The sequence below is a fragment of the Mucilaginibacter sp. P1_A3 genome, assembly GCF_056406855.1.
Genome location: NZ_JBFTZJ010000001.1, coordinates 278458 through 296023, shown reverse-complemented (window position 1 = coordinate 296023; position 17566 = coordinate 278458). Strand labels below are relative to the sequence as shown.

At 35.5% G+C, this 17566-nt stretch carries 15 protein-coding genes; all 15 read left to right on the top strand.

What is annotated here, in order from left to right; all coding sequences use genetic code 11:
- Positions 1-35 precede the first annotated feature (35 nt).
- Positions 36-1370, top strand: coding sequence for a hypothetical protein (locus AC1D0K_RS01290; RefSeq protein WP_477398037.1), 1335 nt, complete (start codon positions 36-38; stop codon positions 1368-1370).
- A 75-nt stretch (positions 1371-1445) separates the two neighbouring features.
- A complete protein-coding gene (locus AC1D0K_RS01285; RefSeq protein WP_477398039.1) occupies positions 1446-2513 on the top strand; it encodes a glycosyltransferase family 4 protein in 1068 nt (355 codons plus the stop codon).
- Positions 2500-3048: a serine O-acetyltransferase gene (locus AC1D0K_RS01280; RefSeq protein ID WP_477398041.1), complete on the top strand. Its 549-nt coding sequence runs from the start codon at positions 2500-2502 to the stop codon at positions 3046-3048. Before AC1D0K_RS01285 ends, AC1D0K_RS01280 begins: the two co-directional genes overlap by 14 nt.
- 4 nt (positions 3049-3052) lie before the next feature.
- On the top strand, positions 3053-4201 hold the full coding sequence (locus AC1D0K_RS01275) for a glycosyltransferase (protein ID WP_477398043.1): 1149 nt from the start codon (positions 3053-3055) through the stop codon (positions 4199-4201).
- A 10-nt stretch (positions 4202-4211) separates the two neighbouring features.
- On the top strand, positions 4212-5435 hold the full coding sequence (locus AC1D0K_RS01270) for a glycosyltransferase family 4 protein (protein WP_477398045.1): 1224 nt from the start codon (positions 4212-4214) through the stop codon (positions 5433-5435).
- Positions 5436-5530: 95 nt separating this feature from the next.
- Positions 5531-6994 carry a lipopolysaccharide biosynthesis protein gene (locus AC1D0K_RS01265; protein WP_295718827.1) on the top strand — a complete coding sequence of 488 codons (1464 nt, stop codon included), beginning with the start codon at positions 5531-5533 and terminating at the stop codon, positions 6992-6994.
- A gap of 11 nt (positions 6995-7005) precedes the next feature.
- The gene (locus tag AC1D0K_RS01260) at positions 7006-7890 is read left to right on the top strand and encodes a glycosyltransferase family 2 protein (protein WP_477398047.1); all 885 of its coding nucleotides are present in this window, start codon (positions 7006-7008) and stop codon (positions 7888-7890) included.
- Positions 7891-7949: 59 nt separating this feature from the next.
- The gene (locus tag AC1D0K_RS01255) at positions 7950-8843 is read left to right on the top strand and encodes a glycosyltransferase family 2 protein (protein WP_477462978.1); all 894 of its coding nucleotides are present in this window, start codon (positions 7950-7952) and stop codon (positions 8841-8843) included.
- A 61-nt stretch (positions 8844-8904) separates the two neighbouring features.
- The gene (locus AC1D0K_RS01250; protein WP_477462977.1) at positions 8905-10257 is read left to right on the top strand and encodes a UDP-glucose dehydrogenase family protein; all 1353 of its coding nucleotides are present in this window, start codon (positions 8905-8907) and stop codon (positions 10255-10257) included.
- Positions 10258-10294: 37 nt separating this feature from the next.
- Positions 10295-10645 (top strand): hypothetical protein, encoded by a 351-nt coding sequence (locus AC1D0K_RS01245; protein ID WP_477397871.1) that lies wholly within the window; start codon positions 10295-10297, stop codon positions 10643-10645.
- A 281-nt stretch (positions 10646-10926) separates the two neighbouring features.
- Positions 10927-12303, top strand: a complete 1377-nt coding sequence (locus tag AC1D0K_RS01240; RefSeq protein ID WP_477397869.1) for an undecaprenyl-phosphate glucose phosphotransferase — start codon at positions 10927-10929, stop codon at positions 12301-12303.
- 56 nt (positions 12304-12359) lie between these two features.
- Positions 12360-13538, top strand: a complete 1179-nt coding sequence (gene porV / locus AC1D0K_RS01235) for a type IX secretion system outer membrane channel protein PorV (protein WP_477397867.1) — start codon at positions 12360-12362, stop codon at positions 13536-13538.
- 66 nt (positions 13539-13604) lie between these two features.
- Positions 13605-15119: a hypothetical protein gene (locus AC1D0K_RS01230; protein WP_477443599.1), complete on the top strand. Its 1515-nt coding sequence runs from the start codon at positions 13605-13607 to the stop codon at positions 15117-15119.
- Positions 15120-15330: 211 nt separating this feature from the next.
- Positions 15331-15759: a hypothetical protein gene (locus AC1D0K_RS01225; protein ID WP_477397863.1), complete on the top strand. Its 429-nt coding sequence runs from the start codon at positions 15331-15333 to the stop codon at positions 15757-15759.
- A 543-nt stretch (positions 15760-16302) separates the two neighbouring features.
- A complete protein-coding gene (locus tag AC1D0K_RS01220) occupies positions 16303-17328 on the top strand; it encodes an acyltransferase family protein (RefSeq protein WP_477397861.1) in 1026 nt (341 codons plus the stop codon).
- Positions 17329-17566: the final 238 nt, after the last annotated feature.

Here is a 17566-nt window from a genome sequence, read left to right as displayed (position 1 = left end):
TTGATATTAAGCTGTAAATGATTAATAATTAAAAGATGAACATAGCAATCCAACCCGCAGAATCAAATAAAGATTCCAGGCTAAAATTTGTTAAACGTTATGTTAACTTGTTAATGCTGGTTTTTCCTGTGATTTCTTTTTTAATAATACCTTCTATCCCAGGCACTACAATCATCACCTTTTTTGCCGGAATATTATGTATAATCATATTTTTAACCCCCCTTGGGTTGCCTAAGCAAAAATTCATAAAGGAGCTTTTCATCTTCTTTTCAATAATTACGGTTTTGAGCATATGTTCCCAAATGGTAAATCTTTGGGTTGATCTTAAATTACCGGATGATCTTTTGCTGCTCAATATTAAAAACTACACACAAACATTTTTCCGGATATCACATTTAACTCAAACGCTCAGTTTAATAGTAGGATTTACCATTTACCTGTATATAAAGTATTTCGCGGATGAAAAAACGCTAACATATGTTTTCTGGGGTGTTAGGTTAATGTGTATCTATGGTATCTACGAGCTGTTATATTACATGATATTTCACCAAAATGGCGATTTTATTGTAAACAGAACTTTTGGTTACGAAAACAAACCGGCCTCCCAGTTTCAAACTATGAATATGGGAGGGATAAGTTTAATTCGTATGACGAGTTATACTGGCGAGCCTTCGATGTTTGTTTTTACCGCATATCCTTTTTGGGTATTGGCAGTAGCTTTGAAACGTAAGTTTGATAGCGTTTTGATTTTAGGATGTTTGTTGTTAACATTTTCAACTACAGCTTACCTGGCTATTTTAATATTCTCAGCCTTTTGGATGATTTACAAACAAGAATTTCATCTAATATTTTACGGGCTTGTGGGGCTGGCCGCATTTTGCATAATCCTGCAGTTGGATGTTTTCAGTCATCAGCTTGATAGTATTTATAAAATAGTTTTCGCCAGTAAACTTGATGGTTCGTCAGCATCTTCAAAAGATAGGTCGGGACACTTTACAACACACATAACGTACTGGGCCAACTTGAATATTTATAACGAAATTGTGGGAATAGGTTTTGGCTATGTAAGGTCGACGGATTTTTTTAGTACAGTAATGGTAAACAATGGGGTTATCGGGTTTCTTTTATTTACCTCATTTTTTTATGATAAGCTGTCATTTAAAATTAAGCCCGAACAAGTGCAGTTAAGCTATCGCATAGGATTAGTGTTATTATATATCATATTGATGACTACCGTTCCTGAATTTGCATATCCAAGCCTTTGGATCTTTTTAGGATTAGGCTATGTATTATCGGCAGATAATAAAAAAGAATTGTTCAAATCCAGTATTTCGATAAGAACCCGCGATTTGAACCTTATAAATAATTAAATACAAGTACTTGATAATCAGGTGATTTTACAAAAATAATCCCCCTCCTTAAACTTTGATATTTTATACTTCCTCATGATTTTTATCAACGGTAAGTTTTTGTTGCAACGCAGAACAGGTGTCCAGCGCTACGCTTATGAGCTAACCAATCTGCTTCTCAAGTCGGAGTTGGAGGTTAAAATCCTGGTTCCTGTAATAGCTGATCTAACTAATCTTGATTTTCCTGAAGATGCTTTTATCAAAACAGGTTTTTTTAAAAGATTAACGCTATGGGAGCAAATTGATTTAACAGCGCATGTGGCCCGGAAAAAGGATTCATTATTGATAAGTTTTTGCAATACGGGGCCGTTTTTGCTAAGAAACCACATCATATGTATACATGATATGTCGTATCACTTCAATCCAAAGTGGTTTTCCAATAGTTTTTCCCGATACTATAAATTTTTAATACCCAGGTTAGCAAAAAAAGCTTTACACGTTATTACAGTAAGCGAATTTTCGAAAAGAGAAATTTGCGAAAATCTAAATGTACCAACCACCAAGGTCTCGGTTATTAATAACGCCCCTTCCGAAAAATTTGTTGTCCGCAATATAGATTCACTTAATTTTCAAAAAGATAACTTTTTCCTCTTTGTGGGCTCTCATGATCCCAGGAAAAACATCCAATTGCTTATCAAAGTATTCTCTCTTAAAGAATATAGTTCTTTAAAATTGGTTGTGATTGGCGCTGCGGCCGGCTCCTTTCAAAATGAAAATTATAAACCTGCGGGCAATATTAAATTTATTACCAACTGCGATGATTTGTTGTTGGCCGATTATTACCAAAGAGCCAGGGCGTTAATTAATGGATCTTTTTATGAAGGGTTTGGATTACCAGTTGTTGAGGCTATGGCAAGCGGCTGCCCTTTGATTATTTCAAACATCCCCGCATTTGTTGAAATTGCTCAAAGAAAGGCCATTTATTTCGATCCACACTCGCTGTCCACACTTAAAATAGCTTTAAATAATTTTCTAAAGAAAACGGATTCGGAAGTAAAGTTATTGATCACCAAAAATTATCAGTTTAGTTTTAATTACGATTGGAAAACGTCAGGTAGCCAATTAGTTTACCTGATCAATAAATTAAGTAATGGGCGTTATTAAAGATATAAAACTTGACCTTTTTCGCTTACGCACCGAGTTTGAGGTAAGTAATTTGATGGCCTTATTGGCAAATAGAGGAATACATGCACTGATAAATTACCGGTTTTCGCATTACCTGTTTATTAAAGGAATACCTATTCTTCCATTACTATTAACCCGTATTATACAAATATTATATGCTATCGACATTGATTATAAGGCGGAACTGGAAGGCGGAATTGTAATAATTCATGGCGTTGGAATTGTAATTGGCCAGGGTGCTATTGTAAAATCTAATACAACTATTTATCACGGAGTTACACTTGGCCGTAAAAAACAAGGAGCTATAATCGCCCTTGGTGACGGCTTTCCGATAATTCAGTGCAATTGTGTTTTGGGGGCAGGAGCAAAGATAATTGGCCCAATAAAAATTGGACAAAATAGTATCGTAGGACCGAATTGTGTAGTTATGGATTCCATCCCCGCCAATACATTAATAAAGATCCAAACCTCCGTATTTGAAATGAGATCACTTCAAGCTAAAATAATTTACTAATATTATGAACATAGCAATAGTTCAAGATGAAATTGTTCGAAAAGGTGGAGCTGAACAGGTTGTTTTAAGCTTTCATAATGCGTTTCCGGATGCTCCAATTTACACACTTAATTACAATCCTGTAACCTCCTATCCGGAATTTAAGGTGTGTAATATTAAGACTACGTGGTTTGGGAAATTTATTAAAAGTGAAAAGAACTTAAAGCGTTTCTTTTTCCCTTTTGGTATTATGGCGATGAAGCAACTTTACCTAAAGGGCTTTGATGTTATACTGCAATCAACAACGCATTGCGCCAAATACATCAAAACAGACCCGGGCACAATTGTGATTACGTATTGCCATACGCCGTTTAGGTTGGTATGGAATCCGGAATCTTACGAGGCCATATCAAATGGTGGATTCTGGAAGCGAAAATTATACTATTTGATTATTGAAAAACTTAAAAGCATAGATAAACAATCGGCACTAAGGACAGATTATTTTATTACCAATTCCAGAACTGTTGTGCCACGTATTGAAGAAGCTTATAACCCTTTGCTTGAGATTAAAGTAATAAACCCTTCGGTAAAATGCGATAATTTTTATATTTCCGAGAAAATAGGTGACTACTATCTGGTTGTTTCCAGGTTTGAATTTTATAAAAAAGTTGATCTGGTTATCGAAACCTTTAAATTAATGCCCGACAAAAAGTTAATAGTTGTTGGCAAAGGATCCAGAGAAAAGGAACTTAAGGAAATAGCTGGTGATAATGTTGTGTTTCTTAGCGGGCTGTCTGCCATTGAGCTTGCCAATTTGTATGCAAACTGCAAAGCTTTCATCTTTCCACAATTAGAGGATTACGGTATTACACCTTTGGAAGCCAATGCATCCGGAAGACCAGTAATAGCATACGGCAAAGGTGGTGTATTAGAAACAATGATACCATTGCAGGAAGATGCCTCAAAAGCTACAGCCGTATTTTTCCCAAAACAAACTGTAGAAGCATTGAAACATGCTATAGATATTTTTGAGTTATCAAATTTTGATTCTCAATTTATACGAAAACATGCCGAAGAATTTGACGATACATGCTTTGTTAAAAAAATCCGGGATTTCGTCGACGAAAAATATCGCACCCACGATAAAAAGAACCTGATTGCTAACGAAGCTTAATATTAAAACAGTGCGTATTTTAATTTTTAACACCTTTTATTTCCCCAAATTTATAGGCGGCGCGGAAGTTTCTGTTCAGCTCTTAGCTGAAGGGCTTGTTAAGAAGGGGAATGAAATTTTTGTAATAACTTTTGGTGAAAAGTTTGAAATAAAGCGTGTTAACGGAGTAGTTGTAATTAGGGTTAAACAACGGAATATTTATTCCAGCTATACAGCAAACAAACACCGGTCGGCATCAGCCAAAATCCTTTGGCATTTGGTTGACTCATTTAATCCGCTATACTTATTTTTTATCAATGTATTCCTCAAGCGAATAAAGCCGGATGTTATTCATACAAATAATATAATGGGCTTTTCGCCATCATTATGGGCCGTAATCAAGTTTAGTAAAATTCCAATTGTACATACTATTCGTGACTATTATCTTATTTGTCATCGAACCAATATGTTCAATAACAATCATTCCTGTGACGGTTTGTGTAAGGATTGCAAAATTACGCATAGTTTAAAAAGTGGGTTTATGCAGTGTCCTGATTACTTCGTTGGGATAAGTAAATATATACTGAACAGGCATAATTCGATTATAGGAAATGAAAAGCCACGGTCTGTAGTATATAACGGGGTAAAAACCAATCATAATGAAGTAAGTGTAAAACTTCCATATTCAGATAAGTTAACCTTCGGTTATATGGGCCGGATATCAACGGATAAAGGTGTTGAATACATGGTAAAAGAATTGGCCGCTTGTGCCCCCCAAAGTAAAACTAAATTTAAAGTGATGCTGGCGGGGCGGGGCGAGAACGATTTTATCAATAAACTTAACGCGTTGGCCATTGGGGTTGAAATTGAGTTTGTTGGAGTTGTTAAGCCGGAAGCTTTTTTCAGGCAGATTGATGTTTTAATAGTGCCCTCATTATGGCCCGAGCCATTTGGCCGCACGGTTATCGAAGCCCTGTCATTCGGGGTACCGGTTTGTATTTCAGATAGCGGTGGATTAACAGAATTGCATGATGACATCAGTACCTGGCTATATGCGCCGGAGGAAAGCCGCCTGACACAATTAATCGAAAATATCGTCAATAACCAGCAAAGTATAGAGCTTAAAAAAATACATTGCTTAAGCAGTGCCCAACGGTTCAATGAAATTAAATACATAGAAGGTTATCAAAATATTTATGAAACTATAAAAGATACCTCTAAATCAATATCAGATAAAAAGCGGGTTGCTCTTTAGCCGCAGGTAGTTAAAATATTGTGCTTCTACACACATATATGCAGCCTGAATCGGAGCTCAAAAACCAAATCTTAACCTACTTATTACATATATAAATGACAGATTCTGCAGTAAAATCTGATAAAAAGCTCGTAGCACAAGGAATTTTATGGAATTGCGTACAAATGGTTGTAAATCAATCGTTCGCCTTTATCATCAAACTGGTTTTAGCTAAACTGCTTTTTCCTGAACAGTTTGGTTTAATTGGCATGGCAACAATTTTTACCGGATTTGTTCAGGTACTAAATGATTTGGGAGTAGGTGCAGCATTAGTACAGCGTAAGGACAAAAATTTATTTGAAGAACATTTTCATACAGCTTTTTGGACAGGGGTTACCTGGTCTGTAGGACTGTATTTGATTATGAGTTTTATCATAGGCCCTTTAGCTGCCGTTTTTTACAAACAGCCTATGTTAACTACCATAATCCCTGTATTAAGTTTAGCAATTTTGTTTAGTCCGGTCAATCTGGTTCATAAAGCCCAGCTTACAAAGCTGATGGATTTTAAGAAAATAGCATTTATCGATAACATTTCAAATATAGTTGCCGGAGTAATATCCTTAGTACTTGCTTTTTTAGGGGCCGGCGTTTGGGCCTTGGTTTTCAACTCAGTTGCAATTGTCATAATAGCGATGCCTCTGTATTTTAAAGCAACCAGGTGGCTGCCAAAATTTATGTGGAGCAAACAGGCTTTTAAAGATATTTTTGGTTTTGGCGCCTATACAACCGGTTCAAATATAATGAACTACATGTATAATAATATTGATTATTTGCTGATAGGCAAGCTTTTAGGGGCCTCTGTTCTGGGTGTTTATACGCTTGCGTTTGTCTTAACTGATACATTTCGCAGCAGAGTTATGGCAGTTATTAATAATGTAATGTATCCCGTTTACGGCCGCAAGCAAAATGATTTTACAGCTTTAAAAAGCTATTACCTAAAAGTAGTACAGTTCAATTGCATTTTAATTTTCCCTATTATGGTTTTCTTTATTGTTTTAGGGCAACCATTTATTGTAAATGTATTTGGTTTAAAATGGCAGGAAGCGGTTGTGCCGCTTCAAATATTAGCAGGATCTGTTATGTTCCATATCCTGGTAAGTGGTAACACTGCACTTTTAAGAGGTGTTGGAAGGCCAGGTCTTGAAATGAAACTACAAATAGTAAAGGCACTCGTTTTTTTACCAACGCTTGCTTTCGGAATTGAAAAATATGGCATTGTAGGCGCTGCTTGGGCCATTTTGTTTAATAAGCTGGTAGTTGTTATCGTAGCCCAATACAGCTTCCGGCAAATTTCGGCTGTAAAGATTAAAGTAATTGACCTGTGCATGGCTATTAAGGGGGCGGTAATTGCATCTTTTATTTCATATGCTGTAGCTTACGCTTTATCCGTAGCCCATGTCAATTACATCACTGCGGGCATTGCCTTATTCATCAGCTATTCGTTAGCGGTATACTGGTTAATGAACACCGAGCTAAAAGCGATATACCAAATATTTAAACCTGCAACTCAAATCAACTAATACCTAAGCCTATGAAAATATCTGTAATTATACCTTGCTACAATTGCGCGGAATTTATAGGCAGGGCGATATCAAGTGTTTTAAATCAAACCATTAAAGACTATGAAATAATACTCATCGATAATGATTCAACAGATCAAACTTTAGTAAAGCTGCTTTCTTTTGAGGAAAGGTATCCGAATGTAATAAGAGTTTTTAGTGAATTTACCAAAGGCGCTCCTGCTGCCAGGAATAAAGGACTGTTTGAAGCTAAAGGAGAATTTATTCAGTTTTTAGATGCCGATGATGAACTGATGCCATTAAAGATGGAATCGCAATATGAAATGGCTGAATTGACTGCAGCTGATGTAGTTATTGGTAATCATGTTTTGATTTATTCAACAGATGGTAAAATTAAAAAGCATATTAAATATGCCAATCCTAAACCCTGGGAAGGTTTAATAGAATCAAATTTAGGAATCACGAGTTCCATTCTCTGGAAAAAGGAAACCCTTTTGGATGTTGGCGGATGGGATACTTCTTTAACGTCTTCTCAGGAATATAATCTTTTATTCAATTTGCTAAAAATAGGGGCAACCTTTGTTTACCACAACCTGGTACAAACCAATATATATAAATCAGATAGTTCGATATCCAAAAGTGGCAATAAACGCCGCTTAGTTGAAATTGTTAAAAACAGAATAAACCTGCGGATTGCAATCAGGATGTACCTTACACAAATGGGTTTATTTTCCCCCAAATTAAATCGATTAATTGATACCTATATCTACACCGAATTAACGACCTGGTTAGATGTTTTGCCCGAATTTGTGGGTTTATACCTCCAAAACAATCGCCTGGACGTTTCAAAAAGGAAAGTTTTCAAAACTAAGGTAAAGCGCTTATTTAAAGCCTGACCAGCAATCCAAATCTTCGTCCTTTTAAGTTTAGTATCATAAACAATCAAATTAATCCTATGAACAAAGCTTTTATATCAGTTATAATACCTACCTATAATGACTGGGATTGTTTGTCTCTTTGCCTCGAGGCATTGTCAAAGCAATCTTATCCAAAGGAGTTATTTGAAATTATTGTTATAAATAACATGCCCGGGTCAAAGCCTCCTGAAAATTATAAACTTCCGGACAATTGTATATTAATTGACGAAAATAAACCGGGCTCATACGCGTCACGCAATGCCGGGATCAGAATTTCAAAGGGTAAAATTATGGCTTTTACTGATGCTGATTGTATCCCGGATAAAGATTGGATAAAAAATGCCCGCACATATATGCTTGCCCATCCTAATATTGGCCGTATTGCCGGAAAAATCGAGCTGTTTTATCGGTCCTCTAAACTCGTAAATGTTGAACTGTATGAAAAGGTATATGCCTTTAACCAGGAGCTTTATGTAAAAAACGATGCAACAGCGGTTACAGCAAACCTTTTTACCTATAGAAGTTCATTCGATAAGGTTGGTTTTTTTGATGAAAACCTAATGTCGGGTGGCGATTATGAATGGTCTGTAAGAGCACAAAAAGGCGGGATATTAATACGCTATTTAGATAATGCTACTGTAAAACACCCGGCCCGGTATCATTTAGGTGAGCTTTTGAAAAAGGCAAAACGTGTAGGGGGGGGGCAAGCCAAGTTTTCCCGCGGCGAAGACGGAAAATCTATCAAATTAATTTCGCGATTCATATATGATTTACGCCCTCCAATTAAAAGTATTAAGCTTATAAATAGCAGAGGTAAAGATTTGACCCTAAGTCAAAAAATCACCGTATTCAGGTTGAGGTATTATCTTTCTATCGTTACAGCATACGAAAAATTTTTAGTCAGTAAAGGTAAAAAAGCTTCTCGGGCTTAACGCCCAACAGCAGTTATACTTTCAAATAATTAATCAAACATAATTTAACTTATTATCATTTATGAATATTGCAATAGTAGGAACCGGCTATGTAGGCCTTGTTACGGGAACTTGTTTAGCAGAAACAGGGAATAATGTTATTTGCGTTGACATTAATAAACAAAAGGTAAAAATGATGCAGGAAGGTCAGTTACCTATTTATGAGCCTGGTTTGGAGCAGCTTTTTCATAGAAACATTATTCAGAATCGCCTGCATTTTACCACAGAACTGGAAGAAGCCATAACCGATGCTGAGATTATCTTTATGGCATTGCCAACCCCTCCGGGAGCTGATGGCTCAGCCGACTTAACTTTTATACTTAACGCTTCTGCAGAGATCGCTAAATTAATTAAAGATTATAAGGTGATAGTAACCAAATCAACGGTGCCGGTTGGAACAGCCGATTGGGTTAAAGAGGTGTTTCTGGCTAATACTGATATAAAGGTTGACGTAGTATCCAACCCCGAATTTTTGAGGGAAGGTGTTGCGGTTGATGATTTTATGAAGCCCGATCGGATTGTTATAGGGACGGATAGCGACAAAGTTAAAGTTTTGATGAGCCGCTTATATCAACCCTATGTAAGGCAGGGGAATCCCATCATATTTATGGATCAGCGTTCGTCTGAATTAACAAAGTATGCTGCTAACTCATTCCTGGCTACAAAAATCACTTTCATGAATGAAATAGCCAACCTTTGCGAAAAAGTAGGAGCAGACGTTGATATGATACGGTTGGGCATTGGTACAGATGATCGCATTGGTAAACGCTTCCTTTTTTCGGGAATTGGTTATGGCGGAAGCTGCTTTCCCAAGGATGTGCAGGCTTTGTCTAAATCAGCTAACGAAAATGACTACGACTTTAAGATTTTGAATGCCGTAATGGAAGTTAATACCGCGCAAAAATCTGTGCTTGTACAAAAGGTAAAAAAACACTTTAATCATGATCTTCATGGAAAAAAGTTTGCTGTGTGGGGTTTAGCTTTTAAACCGGAAACAGATGATATCAGAGAAGCGCCGGCTATTACTATAATAAGGGAGCTTTTAGCAGAAGGGGCCGATGTTGTAGCTTTTGATCCTGAAGCAATGAATAATTTCAGCAACTATACAAATTTAAAGATCAGCTACGGTGATGATCCTTATACAATGCTGGCAGGGTGTGATTCATTACTGATTTTAACAGAATGGGCCGTTTTTCGTAATCCTGACTTTGTTAAAATTGGAGATCTTTTAAAGTACAAAATGATTTTTGACGGACGGAACTTATATAATGTTGACTTAATGGATGAAATGGGCTTTTATTATAACAGCATAGGACGCCCATTAACAAGTATCAACTATCGTACTGTTTACCGCAATGGCTCATTAAAGGACTAACGATGTGTGCGATAATTAATGTTAAAACCCGAAGTTTATGGAAACCAAAGGATATAAAAATAAGCCTTATTTAAAAACAAAGGGCTTGTCTACTTATCATATCGAATTATTTAGCCAAATACTGCTCGATAAAACATCCAGGAAAATTGGAATAGAATACGGCTATACGTCGCAATCACACTCTGTAACGGATCATTGCCGTAAAGTAATGTATAAATTGATGGCTCTTGAGGGATTATCGCGCGCCGATCATTACGAACAGCTAAAATATCCACGCAAATATTTGTACTGGTGGAAGGACTTATGGAGCAACCACAAGGATAAATTGTATGAATTAGCAATAGAGGCAAAATTTTACTCAGAAAATAATCGTGATTTAACAGCCTAATGCGTGGGGGTATCTCAAAACTACACAATATCACATCATCCCGGCAGAACCGTTGTATACTATCTGGCAAATCATTAATTTGTTAATATATACTACGCCAGACACTTCCCATCCCTGGCGCAGCTCCACAACAGATCCTGCAGCGAATAGATACTATTATATTTCCTGATGTTGTTAGCAATAACAATTTGAGTGCCGGCGAATTTAAGTGAGTTAAAACTGGTTAAACAAATCGGCTTGTTTCAAAATGATGGTTACAATCACTTTATAAATCAAATTATATGAAAACACAGTACTTATATCTATTATACTTTGTACTAAAAGTTACAGACCAGATTTTGGTGAACGCCTGTTTCATCCTGGCTTTTAAATTTGTTAATAAGCCATTTGAGGATTATCTGATCTATTTGCTTTTATGTAACTATTTGTGGGTTTTAGCGACTTCATTATCAGGTGTTTATAAAGCTGCTATATCACAGAAGCATATAAGGATTTACACGGGATCAATTAAGGCTTTTATTTTATTCGTATTTTTTTTTACGTCGCTCATCTTAGTTCCAAAAGATTCTATAAGTGTATTAAAGGTTACAATAGTTTACTACAACTTCATATTTGCAGGGCTTATTCTGAGCCGTTTTCTAGGAACATTATTTGAGTTTTATTTTAAACGTTTCTTCAATATAAATAAGTCTGTGGCGGTGATAGGTAACGATAGTATGAGTTTGAAGCTGGCGACATTTTTTGAAAATGCTGAAAATAATTTTTCCTTTAAAGGCTTTTTAAACAAAGGTAATGGAACAATCGAGCCTGAAGAGAATTCAAGTGATGAGGTGGTTGAAGAATACATAAGGAACGCGTCGGCAAGCGGAATAAACGAAGTATATCTCACGATGCCAATTGATAAACTGGCCGATGCCAATTACTTGCTAAAGATGGCCGAAAAGCATTGCGTTCGGTTGAAATTTGTGCCTGATTGGGATACCTATTTTAAATCGTCGTGTAAAATAAATTATATGGATGACTTTCCAATTTTGAGTTTAAGAAAGGAGCCGTTGGAAGAAATGGAAAATCGATTTGCAAAAAGGCTTTTTGATATAATTTTCAGCTCGTTGGTGATCGTATTTATTCTAAGCTGGCTTTATCCAATATTAGGGTTAATAATTAAACTGCAAAGCCCCGGTCCTATACTATATAAACAATTACGCACCGGTAAAGATAATCAACCTTTCATTTGCTATAAATTCAGGAGCATGAGGATCCAGGATGAGACAAAGTTTGTTCAGGCCACCAAAAATGATTCAAGAACTACGCCAATTGGCAAATTTATCCGCAGAACCAGCGTAGATGAAATTCCGCAATTTATAAATGTGTTGTTAGGTGATATGAGCGTTATCGGCCCCCGCCCCCATATCCTGTCAATGACAGAACAATATGGCCAATTAATTAATCAATATATGGTTCGTCATTTTTTAAAATCGGGTATAACCGGGTGGGCTCAGGTTAATGGTTTTAGAGGGGAAACAAAAAATGACGCGTTAATGGAGAAACGCGTTGAGCATGATATCTGGTATTTAGAAAACTGGTCGTTAAAACTGGATGTTAAAATAATTTTCCTAACCATCTATAACATATTTAAAGGCGAGAAAAACGCATACTAAGTGTTTCCCAATTATTTTAAAAGCTTACGCTAACCTGTTTTTACATAGTATATAATATGGCAATTCATACCTTTAAATTTTATGCTTTATTTATAGTTGGCTGCTGTATCATACGCCTGGAATCAAAGGCGCAAGCAAGCTTTAATACTAATGGAAGCAGTAATACCGCCATACCAATTGCTGTACCGTTTTTAACAATATCTCCCGATGCCCGTTCTGGCGCGATGGGAGATGCTGGGGTGGCTATAGCTCCTGATGCAAATGCCACTTACTGGAATGCAGCGAAACTCCCGTTTTTGCAAAACAATTCATCTTTTAGCCTTTCATATTCACCATGGTTAAGGAAGCTTGTTTCAGATATCAATCTTGCTTATTTAAGCTACGCAAATAAATTAGATGATAGAAATAGCATCGGCTTTTCAATCAGGTATTTTAATTTAGGTAGGATCGATTTAATTGATGATAATCTTGTATCACAGGGTACTTATCACCCAAATGAATATTCAATTGACGGATCTTTCGCTCGCAAATTTGGTGAAGAATTGTCGTTAGGTCTTACTTTACGGTATATACATTCTGGGCTTTACAGAGGCTTTAGCTCAAATAGCCCAGGGTCAAACAGTGTTAATGCTGTTGCTACAGATATATCCCTGTTTAACAATCATAATACCGAGCAATTTGGCAAAGATGCTACTTTTGGCTTCGGGGTAAATATTTCTAATATAGGTACAAAAATAAATTACTCTGCTCAGGGGCCCCAGCTATTTTTACCGGCCAATTTAAGAATAGGATTTGCCAATACACTGTTTTTAGATAATATCAATAAGGTGACACTTGCAATTGATTTGAATAAATTGCTTGTTCCAACGCCACCGATAAGAGATAGTACAAATAAAATAGTGAGGGGAAGGAATGATGACCGTTCAGTTGTTTCAGGCATATTCGGCTCATTTAGTGATGCTCCTGGCGGCTTTAAAGAAGAATTTCGGGAAATAAATTACTCAACGGGATTGGAATACTGGTATGACAACAAGTTTGCATTAAGAGCCGGATACTTTTACGAAAACCCTAACAAAGGAAACAGAAGTTATGTAACCCTCGGCCTGGGTTTGGTTACAAAAAATATCAATATTGACTTTTCATATCTAGCAGCCAGCCAAGACAAAAGCCCCCTCGCCAATACTTTGCGATTTAGTATCGGATACAGTTTTGGATCGGCCAGCGAGCCAAATTAGATGTTGATTTTATGAACTTTTAATATACAATCAAAAAATGCTTTTTATTTTTTACCCCTTTTAATTATGAAGAAGCTTTCTGTTAATTTATTGCTTTTTTTTTTGCTATCAAGCATTCTTATTTCGGAGTTTATATCTACCTCAATTGATTTCAGCCAAGATGGACTTCATGCTTTATTAAATGTTTTCTTACCGTTAATTTGGGGCATTTTATCGGCCATGTTTCTTGTGCCGGCATTTCTTTCCGTTAAAGAGGTCTATTTCCGCAAAATTGTAATTGTGCTTTGTATAGTTTCAAATTTGATTTTCGGAACATTATTAAAAACTAAATACTCTTCTCAGGAAAGTCCTGTAAAAGAAGATGTTTTATTAAATAATAAAGCCGTAAATGATTTTCATTTGGTATCAGATAGGCATATCAACGTTAACGGTGCCGGCGTAAAAGTTGAAGTGATAAATGATTTTTCAAATAATGACTATTTATTTTTTTCTCGTTTGAGTGATAAGGGTCGAAAAATACTAGGTAAAAAAAAGAACGCTAAGTTTAATATAAAGGATCATGGCCTGGTAACCATTCGTATTGAAAATAATAGTGATAAGGATTTAACTATAAATAAAGCTGTTTTTTTAAAAAATGATCTTTGGAAAATATGTAGAATAAATAATCTCAATGTTGATGAAAGTGCATTTCCAATTACAATCGGAGTAAATAATTTTGCAGAGATCACATTAAACTTTACTGCGGATATATTTGAAAAGCGGGCAAGGCGGGTGGGCTGGAATGCACTATTTAAATTACAGTGGAACTTATTGCGATATACAAAATCACTAAACTGCCAATCTGACTTATTAAGCAGCTGTATAACAGTTCGTAATGAACTGATCTTATACACACAGGATAAAGTGTTTAAAAGACTGTATCTAAATGGCCTATGGCAATATAGGGCAGAGGGCGACTGGGAACCAGATTTGCAAAAAATACTTACAAATTTAAATTTTAAAACCAACGTCGGATTCAAATATTTCGATAACGGCTCCAACGGCGATGCAACCATCTCTAATTCGGATGAGATTGCTGCATCCTATTTTGAAAGAGTTAGTGATACTACAGGCGTTAAAATAATTCAGCTTGCTGCTTACCACGCGTTTAATTCACTCAATGAAGATGATGCGTTGAAGTTTTTTTATAAAGGAGATAAAACAGCAATAACACTATTCAATAACGAACCAGGGGCCGCACAGTTGTTATTACCTAGAATGCTTGTTAAACCATCTGTAAATTTTATTTCTTTTTATCCGCAAAAAAAATTCGGCTTTATAATGGGCTCATCAAGTACAGACCGTATGAAAAATTATAAAAACAAAATCGGTGTGCGTGTTTGGAAAGCCATTAATTTAAAAGGTGAGGAGCTAAAAAATAGTTATATCATAGCCTGCGACTTTATTGGGCAACCTAGAACCAATTATGATTACCAGGATAATGTTTATTTGGTAGCTAACGTAAGACCATTTGGTTACGAACAAAAGAAGCTGATAATAATCGATAAAAAAAATGTTGATATAGCCAGCGTAAAAAAATAGCCTCTTTTTAGCTTTTATACAAATTTCAGACGACTATCTGCCGTCATATTGCCTGGGTAAGTTCTTATACACTGCCACAGGAAAATAGCCGTAATACAAAATTTCTTCTTTCATGGTATCGCATACTATCCTTTTAAAATGCATGCCATTTGCAAACTGCACACTTGAAATTCACGCTAATATTATCTTAATAATTACAAATTAAAAAAACATGAAACAAAATCAAACTCTATTACATGCTTCAGGAAGAAGCGGGTTATTTAACATCCCCACAATAAGAAAATGCATCGTTTGTGCAATCTTTCTTAATTCCTCTATCTTTTTATTTACCGGTTGCAAAAAAAGTTCGGTCGATGATGTTAGCTATTATGGATACGGAAAGCTAACTGTTGACTGCGAAAAGAAATGTCATGTTACATTCGGCGCAGATGATAAGCTAAATGATTTTGATGTTGAGGGAACAATGGCCACGTATGTTTTTAGGTATCAATCCAAATATGATTTAGATATCAAAGTTACACCAGTAGAAGATCAAAACATAACGCTGAATGTTTACAGCAGGGAGCAAAGACAAATATTTCATAACACAGCAAAAAGAACAGGCGCTGAGGTATGGCGAAGTATCATCTTAGTGCCGTAATATTCTTATTTTGAGGGAGAAAGACTATCAAATTACAGCATCAACTTCACAAAATTTATACATAATAGCACAATTTTGAATAACTTAATAGTAAGTTTTCTTTTTATCGTAAATAATTTATAAATTTGATATAGATCAATTACACCAAGCGAGTTAAGCCTTTATTCTTTTTTTTTTAACTCCTATAACATATATAAATATTTATCGTATAAGATTTAAATGAAATTTGTTTTTCATAATTGGTACAAATGTGAGAGTTATGTGCCTGAATCAGAGGGTGTATTCCAATACATCCTCTTTATTTTTTATAATAAATTATTTCCTATATTCTTGATATACGATATAAGCTCGTAGTTGGTTTTCTCATTTCCATTTTTTTTTAAAATTAGATTTTTCTCCTAAAAGGCTTATTTAAAAGTAAGCTTTGACTCAAGCCTCTTGCCACAGCATTTTTAAGTAACCAAAAGGTTGCACAAAAAAGTAACGTCCAAATAATATCACTTTAGTTTAATAAACCATCAACATTAATCAAATAATTAGCAAATGAAAACAGAGCATCTAAGAGTAGACTGGGTCGATTATGCCAAGGGTTTAGGAATTATCCTTGTTGTACTGGGACATGCTTTAGTGGGTATAAAAGAAGCCCATATACCAACAAATCTATTTGTGATTAATTCCCTATTTACATTTATTTATAGTTTTCATATGTCTTTGTTTTTTGCTTTGTCCGGATTCTTTTTCGAGAAAAGCTTAGATAAACATCGCGAGAAGAAATTTTTGATAAATAAACTGCAGACTATTCTTTATCCATTTGTAATTTGGTCAATAATACAAACCGCTTTTGAGGTTGCTTTTTCCAGCCAGACAAACGCGAAATTGCCAGTTCAGGCATTGTACACATGTTTGTTTATTCCTCGTTCTGTTTATTGGTTTTTGTTTGCCCTGTTTTTTATTAATGTTGTTAACGTACTTATCTATAAAGTTTCAAGAAAATACGGCTTATTGATCTCTTGCTCAATTTGGCTTTTAATTTATGTATTTAAGCCTCATTTTGGATCATTTGATAAAACATTCTATAATTTGATCTATTTTAACTTTGGTGTTTTACTGGCCAGGAACATGACATATTTGAAGTTTGTACTTGAAAACAAACTGTGTATTCTTTTAACTTTTCTCCTCTTTGTTGGCGCTGAATTTCTATATTTCAGATACGGAAGATGGACATGGTTTAACACATTAGATACCCAGGTTTTGGGCACCTTACTTGTGATACAATTATCTTTTTATGCCGTAAAAACCAGGTCAAAAACAGTAATTAATTTCCTCGGTGAAAACTCAATGATTATATTTTTGTCGCACGTACTTTTTACGGCCGGTTTCAGGATATTTTTACAGAAAATTTTACATGTAGACAATGCTATAGTGCACATTGTGTTTAATACGTTAGTTGGCTTATGTTTCCCATTAGGATTAAAATACCTGTCGATTCATCAACCTAAATTTGGATGGCTGTTTCAATACAATAAATCATTGCGGCAGGCTACTGCTAAAGAGATCGCCATTCAATAGATCTAATCACCTAAGTTGATAATTTGCATTGCTGCAAACTGACGTCTAATTCTCACTAAGGAATAAGGTAATACACGCTTGATTGTTTTACCATCATCAAAATATTACTTGCCTGGATTAACTGTTATTTTAAATAACACAAAAACGGCAACCAATAGCAGATATCAGGCTATTGGTTGCCGTTTTTTGTTTCTTCACAAATTAAACATGACGAAAGCCGGCATTTTTCTTCTTTAGT

What these genes read in the sequence shown, in the direction of transcription:
- AC1D0K_RS01290 (WP_477398037.1), top strand. Translation starts at nt 36, where the DNA reads ATGAACATAGCAATCCAACCCGCAGAATCAAATAAAGATTCCAGGCTA.
- AC1D0K_RS01285 (WP_477398039.1), top strand. Translation starts at nt 1,446, where the DNA reads ATGATTTTTATCAACGGTAAGTTTTTGTTGCAACGCAGAACAGGTGTC.
- AC1D0K_RS01240 (WP_477397869.1), top strand. Translation starts at nt 10,927, where the DNA reads ATGAAAACACAGTACTTATATCTATTATACTTTGTACTAAAAGTTACA.
- AC1D0K_RS01250 (WP_477462977.1), top strand. Translation starts at nt 8,905, where the DNA reads ATGAATATTGCAATAGTAGGAACCGGCTATGTAGGCCTTGTTACGGGA.
- AC1D0K_RS01265 (WP_295718827.1), top strand. Translation starts at nt 5,531, where the DNA reads ATGACAGATTCTGCAGTAAAATCTGATAAAAAGCTCGTAGCACAAGGA.
- AC1D0K_RS01230 (WP_477443599.1), top strand. Translation starts at nt 13,605, where the DNA reads ATGAAGAAGCTTTCTGTTAATTTATTGCTTTTTTTTTTGCTATCAAGC.
- AC1D0K_RS01260 (WP_477398047.1), top strand. Translation starts at nt 7,006, where the DNA reads ATGAAAATATCTGTAATTATACCTTGCTACAATTGCGCGGAATTTATA.
- AC1D0K_RS01220 (WP_477397861.1), top strand. Translation starts at nt 16,303, where the DNA reads ATGAAAACAGAGCATCTAAGAGTAGACTGGGTCGATTATGCCAAGGGT.
- AC1D0K_RS01275 (WP_477398043.1), top strand. Translation starts at nt 3,053, where the DNA reads ATGAACATAGCAATAGTTCAAGATGAAATTGTTCGAAAAGGTGGAGCT.
- AC1D0K_RS01255 (WP_477462978.1), top strand. Translation starts at nt 7,950, where the DNA reads ATGAACAAAGCTTTTATATCAGTTATAATACCTACCTATAATGACTGG.
- AC1D0K_RS01225 (WP_477397863.1), top strand. Translation starts at nt 15,331, where the DNA reads ATGAAACAAAATCAAACTCTATTACATGCTTCAGGAAGAAGCGGGTTA.
- AC1D0K_RS01245 (WP_477397871.1), top strand. Translation starts at nt 10,295, where the DNA reads ATGGAAACCAAAGGATATAAAAATAAGCCTTATTTAAAAACAAAGGGC.
- porV (WP_477397867.1), top strand. Translation starts at nt 12,360, where the DNA reads ATGGCAATTCATACCTTTAAATTTTATGCTTTATTTATAGTTGGCTGC.
- AC1D0K_RS01280 (WP_477398041.1), top strand. Translation starts at nt 2,500, where the DNA reads ATGGGCGTTATTAAAGATATAAAACTTGACCTTTTTCGCTTACGCACC.